Here is an 18,799-nt window from a genome sequence, read left to right as displayed (position 1 = left end):
TGTCTATAACAAAAGTATCTTGAAGGAGGATTGATTTAGTGACTCAGTCGTATCTACACAGATTTGTTAATACACGGGCTAAAATTAGTATGCAAACTTCAAATAAAGACTTTAGTACTATAAAAATATAAGTATTAATTTTTAAATGTTTAATAATTAATAATATTTTTCATTTAATTAATAAGTAAAACAAACAAAACAATCAGCAAATGTTAGGAGATTAACATGATCCGCGACCAAGAAACATTAGATATTTTACTAGACTCTATTCGCAATTTTGTTACGAATGAGTTGATGCCTAGTGAAAATGAAGTAGCAGAAACGGACCAAATTCCGGAACGTATTGTTTCTCAAATGCGTGAAATGGGGCTATTTGGCTTCTGTATTCCAGAAGAGTTTGGTGGATTAGGTTTAACTATGGAAGAAGAAGTAAACGTGGCTTTTGAGTTAGGTCATACTTCTCCTGCATTCCGTTCACTTTTTGGAACAAACAATGGCATTGGTTCACAAGGTATTATCATTGATGGTACGCCAGAGCAAAAAGCACACTACTTACCAAAATTAGCCACTGGCGAATTTATTTCTTCTTTCTGTTTAACAGAGCCTGATGCTGGTTCAGATGCTGGTTCATTAAAAACTACGGCTAAGCGTGACGGTGATTTCTATGTGTTAAATGGAACTAAGCGTTTTATCACTAACGCTCCACATGCTGATATCTTCACAGTAATGGCACGTACTAACCCGGATATTAAAGGTGCTGGTGGTATTTCTGCATTTATTGTAGAGCGTGGTACACCAGGTTTAACTGTTGGTAAACCAGATAAAAAAATGGGACAAAAAGGTTCTCATACTGCTGACGTAATTTTTGAAAATTGCCGTATTCCTGTTTCACAATTAATTGGTGGAGTGGAAGGGGTTGGTTTTAAAACAGCAATGAAAGTATTAGATAAAGGTCGTTTACATATTGCTGCATTCTCTGTAGGTGTTGCAGAACGTATGTTAAATGATGCTTTACACTATGCTTTAGAGCGTAAGCAATTTGGTAAACCTATTGCTGAGTTCCAATTAATTCAAGCAATGTTAGCTGATAGTAAAGCTGAAATTTATGCTGCAAAATGTATGGTAATTGATGCTGCACGTAAGCGTGATGAAGGTAAAAATGTAGGTACAGAAGCTTCATGTGCAAAGATGTTTGCTACAGAAACTTGTGGTCGTGTAGCTGATCGTGCAGTACAAATTCATGGTGGTGCGGGTTATGTCAGTGAATATAGTATTGAACGTTTCTATCGTGATGTACGTTTATTCCGTATTTATGAAGGTACAACACAAATTCAACAATTAGTTATTTCTAGAAATATGATCAAGGAAGCTCAAGGTTAGAAATAATAAAGAGGGGAGTTGTTGCCCCTATTAATAAGGGGCAACAATAAGCAGTTTCATAAATAATGAGATAAAAACAATGGCGTCTTCAAATAATTCAGTAAATGCACCTGCGTCAGTTGAGCAACACAATAAAATTTGGATATTGGTTTTTATATTTTCTTTCCTAGGCTTATTAGTTGATGGAGCAGATTTATTATTTCTTTCATTTAGTTTAAGTTCATTAGAAGCTGAGTGGGGACTCAGTCAATTTGAGAAAGGCATGTTAGGTTCTTATACCCTAGCAGGTATGGCGATTGGTGGTATCTTTGGAGGATGGCTAGCTGATCGTTTTGGACGAGTAAAAGTAGTGGTAGCTAGTATTTTAATATTTTCTATTGGTACTGCTATTTTAGGTGCAACACAAAGTTATTTTCAATTTGCAGTCATGCGCTTTCTTGCCTCTCTCGGGCTTGGTGCATTGTATGTGGCTTGTAATACGTTAATGGCTGAATATGTACCTACCAAATACCGTACTACAGTATTAGGTACTCTACAGGCAGGTTGGTCTGTAGGTTATATTGTTGCTTCATTACTAGCAGGTTGGATTATTCCTAACTATGGCTGGCGTTGGTTATTCTATGTGGCTATTATCCCAGCATTTATGGCTATTGCTATGCAATTCATGGTGCCTGAGCCTGCCGCATGGCGCGCTGCAAAAGCAAAACGTGATGCCGATAAAGCTGCTGGTGTTGATACTAGTAAGCAGAAAGAAAATGCGTGGACTGTGATTTTTGCAGATAAGACCACCCGTAAAATGTTCTTATTATGGGCGGCTACAGCTGGTTTCTTACAATTTGGTTACTATGGGGTAAATAACTGGTTACCTAACTATTTAGAGAAAGAACTGCATTTAGATTTTAAAAAGGCGGCTTTCTTTTTAGTAGGCTCTTATACTGCAATGATCTTAGGTAAGATTTTAGCAGGTATGGCGGCAGACCGTTTTGGTAGACGTGCTGTATATGCTTTTGGTGCGATAGGTACAGCAGTCTTTTTACCAGTAATTGTAATGTTCCATAGTCCAGTAAATATTGCTTACCTAATGGTACTGTTCGGTTTCCTTTATGGTATTCCCTATGGTGTTAATGCAACCTATATGACTGAGAGTTTTGAAACTAAAATTCGTGGCACAGCAGTAGGAGGTGCTTATAACGTAGGTCGTGCAGGTGCGGCTATTGCTCCAGCCTGTATAGGTTTTATTGCATCACATTATTCAATTGGAGCAGGTTTCCTTGTAATGGGTGCCGCTTATTTCTTCTGTGGTCTTATTCCTGCATTATTTATTAAAGATAAACTATTTGATCCTCAAAAATAATTAGTTAATGTAAAGACCCACTATAAAGTGGGTCTTTATTAAGACTTTGCAGTATAACCACGATAAGCTAATGGCATAAAAGCAACTAATAGAGCAAATATGGCTGTAATGCTTACATAATAAGCAGGAGCCATTGCATTATGGTGTAACCATGCGCCTGTAATCATGGGAGTTAGCCCACCAAAAATGGCATAAGACAAATTATAAGCAAAAGATAATCCTGTAAAACGAATAGCAGGTGGGAAAGCTTTAGTACCAACTATGGGGGCTGTAGCAGTAGAACCAGCGAAAAGTCCCATTAGGCCATAGTTAAAGATTAAAGTACCTGTACTTATATCACTATGTAGTGAGCTATAAAAATAAAAACTTGTGATAATTAGGCCACCCCATACTATTGAAAGCGTTAAGCGAATACCTAATTTATCGCATAAATAGCCCCATAAAATACAGCCTAGGGTCAGTGTTAAAGTAGCTACACAATTAGCTTGCAGGGAAGTAGTACGATCAATCTGATACATGTCCTCTAAAATAATAGAAGGTGTCATTAATATAGTCACTACAATGGTTGTAGATAGTGCCCAAGTTAAAATGGCGGTAATAAAACAAGCTGTTTTATGTTGTTTAATAACGGTGAGAATAGGTAGGGTAGTAGCTAATGCTTGTTTTTTTGCCATTTCTTTGAAGACAGGTGTTTCCTCTAAAAAACGACGTAAATAAACAGAAATAAAGCCAAAAATTCCACCTAATAAAAAGGGGATACGCCAAGCATATTCTTTGACTTCTACATCAGAGAAGTTTTGTTGAATAATAATGGCTACAATTGAACCTAAAAAGATTCCACCAGTAATACCCGATGTCAAGGTACCAATACCAAGCCCATAGCGTTGTTTAGGGGTATGTTCTGCAATAAAAACCCATGCGCCCGGCATTTCTCCACCAATAGCAGCACCTTGTAGAATACGCATAATAAGTAATAAAAGAGGGGCTAATACACCTATGGTTTCATAGGTAGGTAAACAACCAATAACAAATGTAGGCAGTGCCATTAAGAAAATACTTAATGTGAACATGCGCTTACGACCTATTTTGTCACCAAAATGTGCCATTATAATGCCACCAATCGGACGGGCTAAATAACCAGCAGCAAATACCCCAAGTGTTTGCATCTGAGCAAAAAATTGATTTTCACTAGGAAAAAATAGTTGTGTCAGTATATTGGTAAAAAAGACAAATATTACAAAGTCATAAAATTCTAAAGTACCACCTAATGAGGATAAAGCCAGTGTTTTATAATCACTTTTATTAAGTGGTCGAGCATGAGGCTGTCCATTTATAGCAACATTTGCTGTATTTATCATAATAGTCCAATAAACTTGTGATGTATGTGTTGTATTAGAAAAGCTAACAAGTTGTTTAATATTATTTAAATAAACTTATAAGTGTTAGTTTATTTTTTTATTATATAGCTTGATGTCCCTACTCAAAAGCCTATTAGTAGAATAAATTTATTATATATAGGGCTTTTTCAATGAAATAGTTTCCGATATTCAGTTCGATCAATAGCGTTTAAGCCAAATGATGTTTTATATACGGTAAGATCAATATGAGGTTGTTGTTCTTTATTATAAGTACGGTATTTGGGTGATATTTTTCTAGTAAAATATAATTGAGTATTATCTCTACTTTGCCATGTTTGTTGTTGATTATCCTCAGTAGTTATTATAAATGTTGTTTGAATAGGTGTTCCAATAAGTTGCGGAAGAAGATTGGTTACAGGAAGCGTTAGAAAAGCTGTAGTGGCTGCAATGAGTAAACAGGGAATAATAATATATATTTTTACATGCCGCATATACCAAATTGAAAATAGTACAACAATGATGGTTGCTGATATATACCACCATAATTGGTTAATACTGTCTAATAAAACAGTAGATAGAGTAAAAAAAAGCAATATAGCTATTGTCATTATAAATAGAGCTGCATACGTAATATGTTTTACTTCTTTACCCAAATCTAAAGAAGAAAGATCATTTTGTGTTTTTTTATATAATTCATTAGTGGGTGAAATTTGTTCAATAGATTGGTAGTAATATGCTTCAATAACTTCTAATAAATTATTAGGAGTAGTTTGATTAATAAATATATCTTGTTGTTCTGTTTTAATAGTTAAGGTATATCTTTTACCATTATTAAGAATAAATAATAGTTCATTATTTAAATACTTATGTCGATCTTTATTATTAATAACAAGATATAATTTGGATAAATCAGTCCACAGGATTTTTTTTGGTACGTTAAAACTAATACAATCTATAAAATTGATGCCTTGCTCATTAATAATAATATGTTCTTTTTGATTAATGACTTTGAAAATAAACCAACAGAAAGGAATCATAATAGAGTAAAAAGCAATTCCCATAATGATAAAACGAGTACTATTTTTTATAAGAGCGACGTTAATTGTGGATATAACAGCAAATAGTATTATGGCACTAAATCCGATATTAAAAATTGTTTTATGCTGTTTGGTCATATTAAAAGTAAATGATTTAATAGATAAATTATTTGTATTTATGTTTATAGAGGGTTTACTCATATCATTAAATCCATTTTCTAAACTACTTAATTAGTTTTTTAATTATCATATAAGATAATACATTAAATAAATACTGTTAGTAGCATTATCTACTACTTCATTATTATAATAAAAATTGTTTTATTGGCTTTATATATTGAAGTTCTTTTTAAGAATTATTTAATATAAAGTTAATGCTTAAAAAGCAAATGAAACAGTACTACCCACTAGCCAATTTCTTTTGGCAGCAGGTTCATAAAAATAACCATTTCTTTCATTAACAATAACAGAACCAACGTAGCGACGATCCAGTAAGTTATCGATTCTAACAAAACCATTTATTGTCCAGTGGTCGCCACTTTGCCATGTGTAACCAGTATAAGCAGAGCTGGTAAAGTAGGAAGGGGCGGCTTCAGAGTTATTGTCAGTGACATAGATTTTACTCATATATTGCCCATCAATGCCTACATACCAACCTGTATCTGGTTTCCAAGTAATAGCTCCATAGAGTGTTTGTTTAGCTATACCTGGAATATAGTTGTTACTTCTAATATCAGCAGAAACATTATCGCGGTAGTAAGCGTCTATCCATGTATAAGATAATTGTGTTTTGATATTTTCAGCAAAGTCATTATTCCAAGCTAATTCAAAACCATTACGACGTGTTTTACCACCATTTTGGTAAGTACTTCTACCACCAATATTGCCCGCGGTGATAATTTCGTCCTTAGTATTGATTTGAAATAAGCTAGCTGTAATCATGCCGCGAGGTAGCATTATTTTAGTACCAAGCTCATAGTTGTCACTGACAGATGGTTTAAGGTTTAAGTTTAAACCTGCATCGCCATCAGGACGATAGGATAATTCAGTAAAGGTAGGGGTTTCAAAACCTTTAGCATAGGAAGCATAAAGATTAATATCAGAAGTTATGGCATAGCTTAAAGCTGCCATTGGTAATATTCTATGGTAAGTTTTAGAACCACTATCATCGCCATTGGATATATACTTGTCATCTGATTTAAAGCGAACGGTGCTATAACGAACACCAGTATCTAGTTCCCATTTAGAAGCAAATTGCCAAGAACTTTGCATATAAGGATCAATATTATAAAGTTTATTATTTTCTTTACGTCGTAACTTTCCTTTTTCTCCATAAATAGGATTAGTGGCGGTACCTAGATAGTTTTCATAACCTTTACGATTATCTTTCATAAGGTCATAAGAAATACCCGAGATCAAGGTAAAAGGGCGATCAGCTAAACTGAGATGAGATATCCAACGTAAGTCAGCACCACCGTAGTTACGTTGAAAATCGATTACACCACCCGCATGGCCAGGATTTTGTTGTGCCGCAAAAGGTATTGATTGGTATTGCACATTATCCCTTACACCATAATAAAGCATGGCTTTTAGTTCATTATTATCATTAATATTTTGTTCGTATAAAAAGCCACCTTGGGTTTGGGTGACTTTTTTGCGCGTATCAAATTGTTTTGCTTTGTCAGCATTTTTAGGATCATGTTTAAATTGTTGGCGTGTTACTCCTAAAGGATCTTGAGCCTTTAAGTCCACATTGTTAAGAACAAAAGTAATTTTTCGATCAGGGTCTATTTGCCAGCTAAATTTAGCATTTTGTAAGTTTTTCTGGGTATCACTATGATCGCGATAACCAGTGGTTGAAAAATGGCTACCACTTAATGTGTAGTTGAAACTACCTGTTTCAGTAGGTATTGAGCCTGTTCCTTTTACATTATTGCGATAGGAGTTAAAACTACCAATGGCTGTACTTGCTTCAAGAGCGGGACGTTCAGAACCATCTTCTGTAAAAATTTGGATAACACCACCTGATGAATTGCCATAGAGTGATGAAAAAGGGCCTTTTAATACTTCAATATGGTCAACACTGGCTAAATCAATATTAGAAATTTGTCCCTGACCATCAGGCATTGAAGCAGGAATACCATCTACGTAAATACGTGTGCCTCTTACACCAAATGCAGAACGTGCACCAGCACCCCGAATAGATAATCTAAGGTCTTGTGCATAGTTATTACGATTTTGTATTTGTACCCCTGCAACACTTTGTAGGCTTTCTGATAAATTAACTTGTAACTTGCTATCACGAATATCTTTACCTTCAATAATATCCACAGCAGCAGGTGTATCAAAAACTGTTGTTTCTGTACGGGTACTACTAACTTCTACAGTAGGCAATACAATATCATCTGCAGCAACTACATAACTTGTTGGTAAAATAATATTGCATAATAGGTAGATAAAGGCTTTTTTTTCTTTCCGTAATAGCTTTTTCATATTATCCGTAAAGTTTTAAAAGGAAGATCTAATCTCTAAACCGCCCACTACAGCATTGCGGACATGTGTCACGCCACCTGGATTTTTAACATATTGAAGGTTAGGGCGAACAGAAAGCCATTTAGCGATATTAATAGCATAATAAAGCTCTGCATTGTATTCTGCCCTTTGAATAGGTGTGTAGTCGGGGTTGTCATAGCCTAAAGCACCATTATTGGCTTGATAAATTTCATTAGCTAAATGTTGCCCACGACGTGTTCTTGAACCTACATCAATCCTTGCTACAGCTAAGCCTATGCTATCTTGTGGGCGAAAGTTAAAAGGCCCTTTATAAATACCACCAATGAACTGATTATTGGTAACAGCATTAGTGTTTCTATCATGCATACTAAAGCCAGCAAACAGCACTAACCCTCGAGATGTATCTTTACCGTGAGAGGTAACTTGCTGTTGACCAATAAGCCACCAACCATGTCTATTGCTTCTAGTTTTTGCATGATTACCTGTTATAGCAATGGGGGAACCATATTCATCTTTATAAACATCATTTTGATTAGCAGATGAATAAAAATAACCAACCCTGTACTCACCAGGTAAACCATTGTTACCTACTTTAGGTGTCCAAATAAACTCCATAGGGAATAGTGCACCACGGCCACCGCTCCCATTTAATTTAAAACCATTACTTTTTTCTAAGACAGAAGGGTTTTGTTCAAATGCGCCAATTTGGAAAGCAAAATGAGGGGTGAAATCATATTTAATTTTAGCTGCCCATTGGCCAATAGGGCCGTTATACCATGAGTTTACCCAGTTACCCACTTGTGAACCACAAAAGGCTAAGTTTTGAAATTCACAACCTAAATCAGCAAATGTATTAAAGTCATCACCAACACCATAACGACCAGCTTTAATAGACAAACGATCAAAGAATTTTTGTTGATACCATAAGTGAGTAAGGCGTACTGTTTGACCTCTGCCATAAATTTCTTGGGTATTAGATAACTGTCCTGTTCGGGGATCTGCTAGGCGATCACTTGATAATGATCTGCCATTACGGGCTGTTATAGTTACTTGAAATTCAGCAATGGGCAAACCGAAAATTTTCTCTAAATCTAAATGGCTTCCTAATGTCCATTGGTCAGCATAACGTGCCGTACGATCATTATTGTAACCGCCACCTAAGTTAGCAGAGGTTTCAGATAAATAATTAAAAGAAAATTGATAACCTTTTGCCTGTAAATTTGAGCGAACACCGCCCCAGTCACCTAGCATCCAAGGGGAGTCTATATCAAAAGGTTTAGCCTGAATAGCTGAGCTAAAAAGAACAGTATTTAATCCTATTACCACTAATGTTTTTATGATGTAGTTATTAGTTTTTGGTTGTATAGGTATCATAATGTTCCTTCAGCATTATTTATGTTTAGTTATTGGTTTCAGGTAATGCATAAGCAATAATGTAATCACCCATCTTAGAGCCAAAAGAACCATGACCACCCACCACTAAAAGTACATATTGGCGACCATCCTTACCTTTATAAGTCATAGGTGTCGCTTGACCACCAGCAGGTAATCTTGCTTTCCAAATCTCTTCACCTGTAGCTACGTTATAACCACGAATATATTGATCAAGTGTACCGCTCATAAAAGCAACACCACCTGCTGTTGTAATAGGGCCACCCATAGCAGGTACACCTACAGGAAAAGGCATAGGAATAATTGGTGTATTGTCTCGAGAGGTACCGTTATGATGTTTCCACACAACAGAGTAATCAGTGAGGCTAATACCTGCAACGTCTCCCCAAGAAGGCGCTTGGCAAGGAAAGCCTAATTTAGACAAAAATGGATGCATTATAACTGCATAGGGAGCACCTTTATTAGGCTGTAGTCCTTGTCCTTCGGAGGCTTTTTTAGCATCTTTAGCTAATTGTGAAGCAGGTACAAGTTGTGAAACAAAAGCCATGTAATTAGCGGGTGTAAAAATAAGTTGTCTTTCAGGGTCTACTGAAATACCCATCCAGTTAAATACGCCTACATTACCTGGATAAATAAGGCTGCCTTGTACAGAAGGAGGGGTATATTGCCCTTCATAACGTAAGGATTTAAAACCAACTCGGCAGGTTAATTGGTCAAAGGGTGTTGCGCCCCACATGTCTTTTTCAGTTAAGTTAGGACGTAATAAATTAAGTGCTGATCTTGGTTGAGTTTTTGAAGCCCAATCACCTTCAACTGCACCTTGTGGTGTTTCAATATCATGAATAGGAACGATAGGTTCTCCTGTCTTACGATTTAAGACATATAGGCTACCTTGTTTAGTGGGTTGTATTACTGCAGGTTCAATACCAAGTTTTGTTTTTAAGTCTATTAACACAGGCTGTGCAGGTACATCCATGTCCCATAGGTCATGGCGAGTAAATTGGTAGTTCCAACGAACTTTACCCGTTTCTATCTCTAACGCTACAATACCAGCACTAAATTTTTCAGCACCTTCAGTACGTTTGGCACCATATTGATCAGGAGTTTGGTTACCCATTGGTAAATAAACCATGCCTAACTTTTCATCGGCACTCATCACAGACCATACATTAGCTGAGTTACGTGGGTATATTTCTCCATTAGCAATAGGTTCCGTTTTGTCTGGTTGGGTACTATCCCAGTTCCATACTAAATGACCATCAGATATATCAAAGGCTCTAATAACACCTGATGGCTCATCAGTAGACTCATCATCTGTTACATGAGCACCAACAATAATTAAATTGCGTGTAACAACTGTTGGAGAGGTTGGATAGTATCCACCTGGTGTAAATGGACCTATATTTTTAGTTAAATCTACGGAGCCATTATCACCAAACTCTGAACATATTTCGCCTGTGTCAGCATTAAGTGCTATTAAGCGAGCATCAGCAGTAGGTAAAATAATACGACGTGGACAAGAACTGTTTTTAACTTTTTCTGCAATAGTATTATCGATTGTTAAATCGTTATCTGGTGTAGTTTCTTGATCTAGTGATAAATATTTATCCGCATCATAATAAGAAACACCACGACAAGTCATATGTGCCCAACCTTTGAAATTTTCAGCACCTTCTAAGCTTATTTTAGGATCATACTCCCAACGAGTTTTACCTGTTTCTGGTTCTAACGCTAAAACTTTACTATGGGGTGTACAAGCATAAAGAAGGCCATTAACTTTCAATGGAGTGTTTTCGTTGGTAATTTCTAAAGGGTCATTTTTACTAGGTATATCACCTGTTTGAATACGCCATACTTCTTTTAAATTATGAATATTATCAGGTGTAATTTGATTAAGAGAAGAGTAATGGAGCCCTGCATTAGTACCACCATAAGCTATCCAGTCATCACTTGCAATTTGGTCAGGATTAATATGGTTTGCTTTAGGATTATCTATGATGCCTTTAATTGTTGTATTTGGATCTGTAAATAAAGGAGCTACTATAATAATAGCACTAACTACAACAGCAATACTAAGAAGAATAGGTAATTTTGGTTTTTTAGTTTGTACTTGTAATGGTTTCCACCACCAAGGCAATAACAGCATAACCCCTAATACGAACCATACCCATAAGCGTGGTACTACTAACTGCCACCAATCTAAACCAACTTCCCATAATCCCCAGCCAGTAGAGCCTAATAAAAATAACGCAAACAAAATAAGCGCTTCTTCATGGTTAAGCACAATTAAAATACCTGTAACAATTAAGGTAATACCTGCAATTAGATAATAGTAAGAGCCACCTAATGAGACCAGATCGATACCTCCGATTGATAAAAATAATCCCATCAGAATGAAGATTATGCCTGTGGCTATCAGTAATTTATTTTTGCTAAACATTTATTAACCTTCATAAGTAAGTTTGATTTTCTGAAAAGGGGAAAATGACAAATTTAATTTGTACTGTAATGATGTTCAGAAATATAAAGTTATTTAATCTTGTTATATCAAAGTAGTAAATTAACAATAAGTAGCAATTGGAATTTCATAGCTTGAGAGAACTTCATATAAGTAGTCCCTATTAAGTAATGTATGAACTAAACCCAAGCAACTAGAAACAGGGATATCCATAAATTTTGCAAGCTCACTTAAAAAAAGAGGTCTTTGCTGAGTGGCAAAAACCTCGACTAAGTCTAGTCTTATAGCAACCAGTTTTACCGTCATATTATTTGTTCTCTTAACAGTGTATTAAATTAGAAAATAAATTCATGCTCGTAAAATGTTGTACCGTGTTAGTTTAAGATATCAATTAATTACAATTTTTGTTTAAGAGAGCATTTACAACACGAAAACCATTTTTCTGCCTATTTTTTGGAAAATAGTCTGGTCTGTTCACAAATATGTGTTATTGCATTATGGACTGCTTTTTGGTCATCATTTAATTGAAAACTCACAACGATATCATCTTATTATTTTACTTTTTAAAAAATAAAGTCAACTGTATTTGTTTATGAAAAAGAGTAATATTTAGAGCGTCTTATAATATTGACAAAATATAATTCTCAACTTTTAATATGAAAAAAATTTATAAATATAAAAAGGTAATAATAAATGCGAAATAAGATCTATAAAACAGCACTGGATGCAATCAGTGATGTTATTCATGATAATCAATTAATAGCTGTTGGTGGTTTTGGTGCTTGTGGTGTGCCATTTGCTTTAGTCGATGCGTTGTTAACAATAGGTGTAAAAGATTTAACCGTTATCTCCAATAATGCAGGAAATGATGGCAAAGGACTAGGCAAGCTGATTGATAGTCGCCAGATAAAGAAAATGATTTCTTCTTATGTAGGTGAGAATAAAGAATTTGAGCGTCAATATTTAGACGGTGAACTAGACGTTGAGTTTACACCACAAGGTACTTTGGCAGAAAAGTTAAGGGCAGGTGGCTGTGGTATTCCTGCTTTTTATACTCAAACAGGTGTGGGAACAGTAGTTGCAGAGGGTAAAGAAACCAGAGAGTTTGATGGTAAGCAATATTTATTAGAGCAAGCATTGCATCCAGAAGTGTCGTTAGTTAAAGCTTATATAGCAGATAAAGCAGGTAATTTACGTTTTAGAAGAACAGCCTGTAATTTTAACCCTGAAGTGGCAATGGCAGGCAAAATCACTATTGTAGAAGTTGAACAGTTAGTTGAGGTGGGTGAACTTGATCCTGATGATATTCATTTAGCAGGTATTTATGTTCATCGAGTTTTCCATAATCCACATGCACAACAAGATAAATATATAGAACAACGTACAATAAGAGAAAGGGCTTAATACTATGGCTTGGACAAGAAATGAAATGGCTGCTAAAGCAGCACAGGAGCTAACCGATGGTGCTTATGTTAATCTAGGAATAGGTATTCCAACCCTTGTCGCAAACTATGTGCCTGATGGTGTTGAAGTGTGGTTACAAAGTGAAAATGGTTTATTAGGTATAGGCCCTTTTCCTACAGAAGAAGAAATTGATCCTGATTTAATCAATGCAGGTAAACAAACCGTCACCACTATCGCAGGTTCCGCCACTTTTTCATCGGCGACCTCTTTTGGCATGATTCGAGGCGGTAAAGTTGATTTAGCTATTCTTGGTGCAATGCAAGTAAGTGAAAAGGGCGATCTGGCAAACTGGATGATTCCTGGCAAGCGTGCGAAAGGCATGGGTGGTGCGATGGATTTAGTGGTAGGTGTTAATCGCATTGTGGTGATTATGGAGCATGTTTCTATTAATAAAAAGGATGGAAGTACAGAGTTTAAAATAGTACCTGAATGTACTTTTCCTTTAACAGGGGTAGCAGTGGTTGATCGTATTATTACTGATTTAGCGGTATTAGATGTAACGCCAGAAGGGATTAAATTAGTAGAATTAGCCCCTAATGTAACAAAGGAAGAAGTGCAACAAAAAACAGCTGTGAAATTACTCTAAGGTTTAAGAAAACACTGTTAATTTTAGAGCTTATAGTTGTTCTATGACTCAGAAGTACGATTAGCATGAGTGATAAAGTAATAAGTATATTTATAACTAGAGATTTTTATAAGTATTTTAAGAGTATTGATATATAAGGATAGTTTTATATATAGTCTTTTATTTATTCTGTGTAAGTGTTTCAATGAGATGACCATTACTTATTTCCAAAATATGTTCACCAAATAGTTCAACATCCTCTATGTCATGGGTAATAAGGATAATAGGGATATCTAGCTGCTGTTGCAGTTCATGTATTTCCGTACGTATTTTTTTGCGTAAAGTTTGGTCTAATGCTGAAAAGGGCTCATCTAATAATAAAATACTTGGATTAGTAACTAATGCTCTGGCTAATGCGGTACGTTGCTGTTGACCGCCAGAAAGCTGGTGAGGGTAGTGATTAGCTAGTGATGCTAATTCAAGATTATTTAACCACTTAGTGACTTCAGGAAAATGAATATTTTGACTAGGATTTAGCAATCCTTTTTTAAGGGCAAAGCTTACGTTCTGTCTAACCGTTAAATGTGGAAATAAGCTATAGTTTTGAAAGAGATAAGCTAAGTTTCTTTGTTGGGGCTTTAGATTAATTTTTTTATCAGTATCAAATAGTATTTTATCAGCCATTTTTATATAGCCTGTATCAGGTTTGATTAAACCAGCAATACTTTTAAGTATCATAGTTTTGCCAGCACCAGATGGGCCAAAAATAACGATACGTTTACTATTCGAAGAAAATTTTACATTTAGTTTAAAAGTATGTGTAGCAGAGTTTAAAGTTTTCTGTATATCAAGTTCAATTTGCATAGCCAATTAACAAGGTATCTTATGTGAAGTTAAACGTTTAGCTAGCAATAATACAATAATACAGACAATAGAGGTAATTAAAACAAGGGTATTTGCAATACTATCTTGTCCTGCCTGTACAGCTTCATAAATAGCAACTGATAAGGTTTGGGTTTTACCCGGAATGCTACCTGCTACCATTAAAGTAGCACCAAACTCACCTAGCGCACGGGCAAAAGCTAATAATACGCCTGCTAGAATACCGCGCCATGCAAGGGGGAGAGTTACCCGAAAGAAAATAGCTAATTCAGAGATGCCTAATACTCTCGCTGTTTGTTCATATTGTTGATCGATACTTTCAAAAGCAGCTCTAGCAGGTTTAAATACTAATGGAAAAGTGACTACCACTGAGGCAATAACAGCTCCTTGCCAAGTAAAGATGAGATTAATATCAAATACTTCTTTTAGCCATTGGCCAATCCAGCCATTACGACCTAAGAGAACTAGTAGGTAATAGCCTAATACAGTAGGTGGCATTACCATAGGGAGGGTAAGAATAGTATCTAATACCTCTCTGCCAAAAAAACGTTTGCGAGCTAGTAAGTAACCAACAGATATGCCTAGTATAAGGTTGATAAAAACAGCCCAGCCGGCAACTTTAAGAGAAAGAAAAAGAGCTGACCAAGCTATATCCATAATAATTCAACTATTGATTGATAGAGGAGAAACCATATTTAGCTAATATTTGTTGACCTTCTGTTGATAATACAAACTCAATAAAATTATTAGCTAGTTGATTATGCTTGCTCTCTTTTATTTGTGCAATAGGATAGGTTACAGCTGTTTTTAAAGACGCTGTTAATAATATTTTTACTTTATCTTGCATAATAGCCGCATCACTACCATATACAAAACCAACATCTACTTCATCTCTTGCAACATAATCAAGAGCTTGACGGACGTTTTGAGTATAAATAAATCTGTCCTTTAACGACTGCCATTGGCCAGTTTGTTCTAATGCTTCTTGAGTATAACGGCCAGCTGGTACATTAGCAGGATTGCCAACAGCAATACGTTTTACAGTATCTAAGTTAAGATCAGTTAACTCTTTAATAGTTAATGAGCTTGCAATAGGGGATATTAATACTAGTGTATTTTGGGTAAAGTCTTTACGGGTTTCATTGTTAATTAACTGTTGTTGTTCTGCCTGATCCATTGTTTCCTGATCAGCAGAAGCAAATACATCAACAGGAGCGCCTTTGGCTATTTGTTGAAGTAGGGTACCTGATGCTGCAAAATTAAAAAGAATTTTGTCAGCAGGGTGTTTCTTTTCAAACTGAGTAGCAATTTCTTTAAATGCATTATTTAAGCTAGCTGCTGCTGACACAACAATTTCTTCAGCTTGAACAATTGAAGCAAAGGATAAACCAATAACACTAGCTAGTAATTTTTTTGTTAAGTTTTTGCTAATCATGATGAAATCCTTTGAATTAAAAAAAGTACCCACCTAAATATGGTGGTGGGTACTAAGTGAAATGCTAAGAACGAGGCCTTACAAGTTGCCATGCACGTGTTATATAAGTGACAGCAGCAAAGCCACTAAAAACATGAACTAGTCTTGTAAAAGGGAAAATTACAAATAACCCCATCCCCATAAATATATGTAATTTGAAGATGATAGATGCTTCAGCGATAAAACTAGCCGCATCACCACGGAAAGTTACGATATGTTGTGCCCAAGTCATTAGTAATACCATTTCATGACCATCTAAATGTTGGGAAGATACAACAATAGTACTAAGGCCAAGTAACAAGGTAATTAATAGCCAAATCAAAACTAACTTATCACGCCAAGTACTATTGGCTAGTAATCGGTCACAGGTAAAGCGACGATGGATTAGAATAACTAATCCCACTAAACACATAGTACCCATTATGCCACCAGCTGTCATAGCTACTACTTGTTTGAATGAGTGGCTAATACCAAGTGTATCCCAAACCACTACTGGAGTTAATAAGCCTACTAAATGTCCAAAGAATAGGCCTAAAATACCCACATGGAATAAAATATTGCCTAAACGTAATTGCCCTGCATAAAGTAACTGGCTTGATTCACTTTTCCAAGAGTATTGTTCCCGTTCAAAGCGAACTAAACAACCTACAATAAAAATACTCATGGCAATATATGGATAGATTCCAAATACAAATTTATCAATATAATTCATTTTGCTTGCCTCTCTAAAGTAGTACTGGCCATACAGGCGTTGGAGCTATTTATTTGTAAAAGTGGCTCTATACCTTCGGGATTAGGGCCGAATTTTTCTAAAGCCTCATCCATATCCCGTATGGGAGGAGTAGTTAAAGGTTTTGGTTTGACAGGTGAAAGTGATTCCAACACTTGAAAAATACCAGCATACACAGAGTTGTCAGCAGCTAGTTTATTACCAAGATGGCTAATAACATCAATAGCTTCACCTAATAGGGCTGTTGCTTTATCTTCATCACAAATAGTTAGAAATTCTAGAAATAATGGTAAATAATCAGGTAATTCATCCGAAACTACTTCAAAACCTGCTGATTTGTATTCTTCCATTAAATCTACCATTGCTTGACCACGAATGCGGTCTTCACCATGGATATGTTCAAACAAATGCAAAGAGTGTGTAGGTGTGCGGTCAAAAGTCTGTACATAATTCTCTTGCAAGGTGATGATGTCAGTTGTAGTTAATTCAGTTAGCAAAGGCGTTAACTGATGAGTAGCTACTTTTTCATCTGCTAGTAGTTGCTTGATAGTGGGAATACTATCAAGCAAATCCTGTTCAGGATAACAAAGTAATACAGAGATTATTTTGTAGATTGCCATTAGCTATTACTCTCCTTGTTTCTATTAGCCTCACGATCTTGCATTGCATCACTGAAGATAATAGGAGAGGCTTTTTTCTTGCCAAATAGACTAGGTTTGCTAGCACCATCTGAACAGCCATTGCCAAATGTAAAGCCACAAGAACCTTTGTCATTAAATGCTGTTTCAACCATTTCTTTATGAGAGGTAGGAATAACAAATCTATCCTCATAATTAGCAATAGCCATAATTTGATACATTTCATCTACTTGCGCAGGTGACAAATGAGTACTTTTTAAAGTAGACACATCAGCTTGTTTATCAACAGATTTACTACGCATATAACGACGCATAGCAATCATTGTTTCTAGAGCTTTTAAAACAGGTTCTTCTTTACCAGCAGTTAACAAGTTAGCTAAATAACGTAAAGGAATACGTAAATCTTTAACATCAGGAATAATACCGTTTTCACCAATTAGACCATTCTCCATTGCTGATTGAATAGGAGATAAAGGTGGGATATACCAAACCATTGGTAAAGTACGGTATTCAGGATGAAGAGGGAAGGCCACTTTCCATTCCATTGCCATTTTATAAACAGGTGATTTTTGTGCGGCATCTAACCAGCTTTGAGAAATACCTTGTTTAAGTGCTTCTTCAATAACTTTTGGATCGTTTGGATCTAAAAATACACCTAGTTGAGATTCATATAAGTCTTGAGTGTTTTCAACTGATGCAGCTGCTTCAATTTTATCCGCATCATAAAGTAATACACCAAGATAACGAATACGACCCACACAAGTTTCAGAACATACCGTAGGTTGACCACCTTCAATACGTGGATAACAGAAGGTACATTTTTCAGCTTTACCTGATGTCCAGTTATAGTAAATCTTTTTATAAGGGCAGCCAGAAATACACATTCTCCAACCACGACATTTATCTTGGTCAATAAGAACGATACCATCATCTTCACGCTTATAAATAGAACCTGATGGGCAACTAGCTACACAGGTAGGATTCAAACAGTGTTCACATAAACGTGGTAAATACATCATAAACGTATTTTCAAAAGTAGAGTGAATCTCTTTTTGAATACCTTCAAATAACATATCTTTAGCACGTTTCTTGAACTCTCCACCTAAGTCATCTTCCCAGTTTGGACCCCATTCAATTTTGTCCATTTTCTTGCCTGTTAAAACAGAAACTGGGCGAGCTGTAGGAGGGGTTTTTACATCTGGTGCATTTTGTAAACGCTCATAATCATAGGTAAAAGGTTCATAATACTCATCGATTTGTGGCAAGTTTGGGTTAGCAAAAATATTACCTAAGATTTTTAACTTACCACCTTGTTTAGGTTGTAATTTACCACCCTTAAGTACCCAACCACCGTTATATTTTTCTTGGTTTTCCCATTCTTTAGGAAAACCAATACCAGGTTTGGTTTCTACGTTGTTAAACCATGCGTATTCCACACCGTCACGGCTAGTCCATACGTTTTTACAAGTTACGGAACAGGTATGACAACCGATACATTTATCAAGGTTTAACACCATGCCGATTTGTGCTCTAATTTTCATCAGCTAATCCTC

At 35.7% G+C, this 18,799-nt stretch carries 16 protein-coding genes; 4 read left to right on the top strand and 12 right to left on the bottom strand.

Annotation, left to right across the window (positions count from 1 at the left end; genetic code table 11):
* The first annotated feature begins 225 nt into the window (after window positions 1-225).
* Both MTZ49_RS13795 and MTZ49_RS13790 read left to right on the top strand, forming a co-directional pair.
* Window positions 226-1,380, top strand: coding sequence for an acyl-CoA dehydrogenase family protein (locus tag MTZ49_RS13795; RefSeq protein WP_264746033.1), 1,155 nt, complete (start codon window positions 226-228; stop codon window positions 1,378-1,380).
* A gap of 79 nt (window positions 1,381-1,459) precedes the next feature.
* Window positions 1,460-2,734 carry an MFS transporter gene (locus MTZ49_RS13790; protein WP_264746032.1) on the top strand — a complete coding sequence of 425 codons (1,275 nt, stop codon included), beginning with the start codon at window positions 1,460-1,462 and terminating at the stop codon, window positions 2,732-2,734.
* A 38-nt stretch (window positions 2,735-2,772) separates the two neighbouring features.
* On the opposite strand, the gene MTZ49_RS13785 is transcribed toward MTZ49_RS13790, so the two are convergent.
* The 6 genes from MTZ49_RS13785 to MTZ49_RS15835 all read right to left on the bottom strand — a co-directional run bounded on the left by MTZ49_RS13785 (window position 2,773) and on the right by MTZ49_RS15835 (window position 11,799).
* Window positions 2,773-4,092: an MFS transporter gene (locus MTZ49_RS13785; RefSeq protein ID WP_264746031.1), complete on the bottom strand. Its 1,320-nt coding sequence runs from the start codon at window positions 4,090-4,092 to the stop codon at window positions 2,773-2,775.
* 167 nt (window positions 4,093-4,259) lie between these two features.
* Window positions 4,260-5,330 carry a hypothetical protein gene (locus MTZ49_RS13780; protein ID WP_264746030.1) on the bottom strand — a complete coding sequence of 357 codons (1,071 nt, stop codon included), beginning with the start codon at window positions 5,328-5,330 and terminating at the stop codon, window positions 4,260-4,262.
* 177 nt (window positions 5,331-5,507) lie between these two features.
* Window positions 5,508-7,622 carry a TonB-dependent receptor family protein gene (locus MTZ49_RS13775; RefSeq protein WP_264746029.1) on the bottom strand — a complete coding sequence of 705 codons (2,115 nt, stop codon included), beginning with the start codon at window positions 7,620-7,622 and terminating at the stop codon, window positions 5,508-5,510.
* A gap of 15 nt (window positions 7,623-7,637) precedes the next feature.
* Entirely contained in the window at window positions 7,638-9,017 is a 1,380-nt protein-coding gene (locus MTZ49_RS13770) for a carbohydrate porin (protein WP_264746028.1), read from the bottom strand.
* Between the two features lie 25 nt (window positions 9,018-9,042).
* Window positions 9,043-11,475, bottom strand: a complete 2,433-nt coding sequence (locus MTZ49_RS13765; RefSeq protein ID WP_264746027.1) for a glucose/quinate/shikimate family membrane-bound PQQ-dependent dehydrogenase — start codon at window positions 11,473-11,475, stop codon at window positions 9,043-9,045.
* Between the two features lie 120 nt (window positions 11,476-11,595).
* On the bottom strand, window positions 11,596-11,799 hold the full coding sequence (locus MTZ49_RS15835; RefSeq protein WP_413774155.1) for a helix-turn-helix domain-containing protein: 204 nt from the start codon (window positions 11,797-11,799) through the stop codon (window positions 11,596-11,598).
* Window positions 11,800-12,186: 387 nt separating this feature from the next.
* Between MTZ49_RS15835 and MTZ49_RS13760 the strand changes: the two genes are divergently transcribed.
* Both MTZ49_RS13760 and MTZ49_RS13755 read left to right on the top strand, forming a co-directional pair.
* Window positions 12,187-12,897, top strand: a complete 711-nt coding sequence (locus MTZ49_RS13760) for a CoA transferase subunit A (protein ID WP_264746026.1) — start codon at window positions 12,187-12,189, stop codon at window positions 12,895-12,897.
* 4 nt (window positions 12,898-12,901) lie between these two features.
* The gene (locus MTZ49_RS13755) at window positions 12,902-13,543 is read left to right on the top strand and encodes a CoA transferase subunit B (RefSeq protein ID WP_264746025.1); all 642 of its coding nucleotides are present in this window, start codon (window positions 12,902-12,904) and stop codon (window positions 13,541-13,543) included.
* A gap of 159 nt (window positions 13,544-13,702) precedes the next feature.
* Here MTZ49_RS13755 and MTZ49_RS13750 read toward each other — a convergent pair whose 3' ends face one another.
* From MTZ49_RS13750 to narH, 6 genes are all read right to left on the bottom strand, one after another.
* Window positions 13,703-14,386: a sulfate/molybdate ABC transporter ATP-binding protein gene (locus MTZ49_RS13750; protein ID WP_264746024.1), complete on the bottom strand. Its 684-nt coding sequence runs from the start codon at window positions 14,384-14,386 to the stop codon at window positions 13,703-13,705.
* A 6-nt stretch (window positions 14,387-14,392) separates the two neighbouring features.
* The gene (gene modB / locus MTZ49_RS13745) at window positions 14,393-15,061 is read right to left on the bottom strand and encodes a molybdate ABC transporter permease subunit (protein ID WP_264746023.1); all 669 of its coding nucleotides are present in this window, start codon (window positions 15,059-15,061) and stop codon (window positions 14,393-14,395) included.
* A 10-nt stretch (window positions 15,062-15,071) separates the two neighbouring features.
* A complete protein-coding gene (gene modA / locus MTZ49_RS13740) occupies window positions 15,072-15,839 on the bottom strand; it encodes a molybdate ABC transporter substrate-binding protein (protein ID WP_264746022.1) in 768 nt (255 codons plus the stop codon).
* Between the two features lie 64 nt (window positions 15,840-15,903).
* On the bottom strand, window positions 15,904-16,590 hold the full coding sequence (gene narI / locus MTZ49_RS13735; protein ID WP_264746021.1) for a respiratory nitrate reductase subunit gamma: 687 nt from the start codon (window positions 16,588-16,590) through the stop codon (window positions 15,904-15,906).
* Window positions 16,587-17,228 (bottom strand): nitrate reductase molybdenum cofactor assembly chaperone, encoded by a 642-nt coding sequence (narJ, locus tag MTZ49_RS13730; protein WP_264746020.1) that lies wholly within the window; start codon window positions 17,226-17,228, stop codon window positions 16,587-16,589. The genes narI and narJ overlap by 4 nt, the downstream gene beginning before the upstream one ends.
* The gene (gene narH, locus MTZ49_RS13725) at window positions 17,228-18,787 is read right to left on the bottom strand and encodes a nitrate reductase subunit beta (protein ID WP_264746019.1); all 1,560 of its coding nucleotides are present in this window, start codon (window positions 18,785-18,787) and stop codon (window positions 17,228-17,230) included. The genes narJ and narH overlap by 1 nt, the downstream gene beginning before the upstream one ends.
* Window positions 18,788-18,799: the final 12 nt, after the last annotated feature.

The sequence above is a fragment of the Entomomonas sp. E2T0 genome, from assembly GCF_025985425.1.
In the GTDB taxonomy this organism is placed as follows: domain Bacteria; phylum Pseudomonadota; class Gammaproteobacteria; order Pseudomonadales; family Pseudomonadaceae; genus Entomomonas.
This window is presented reverse-complemented; position numbering and strand designations above follow the sequence as displayed.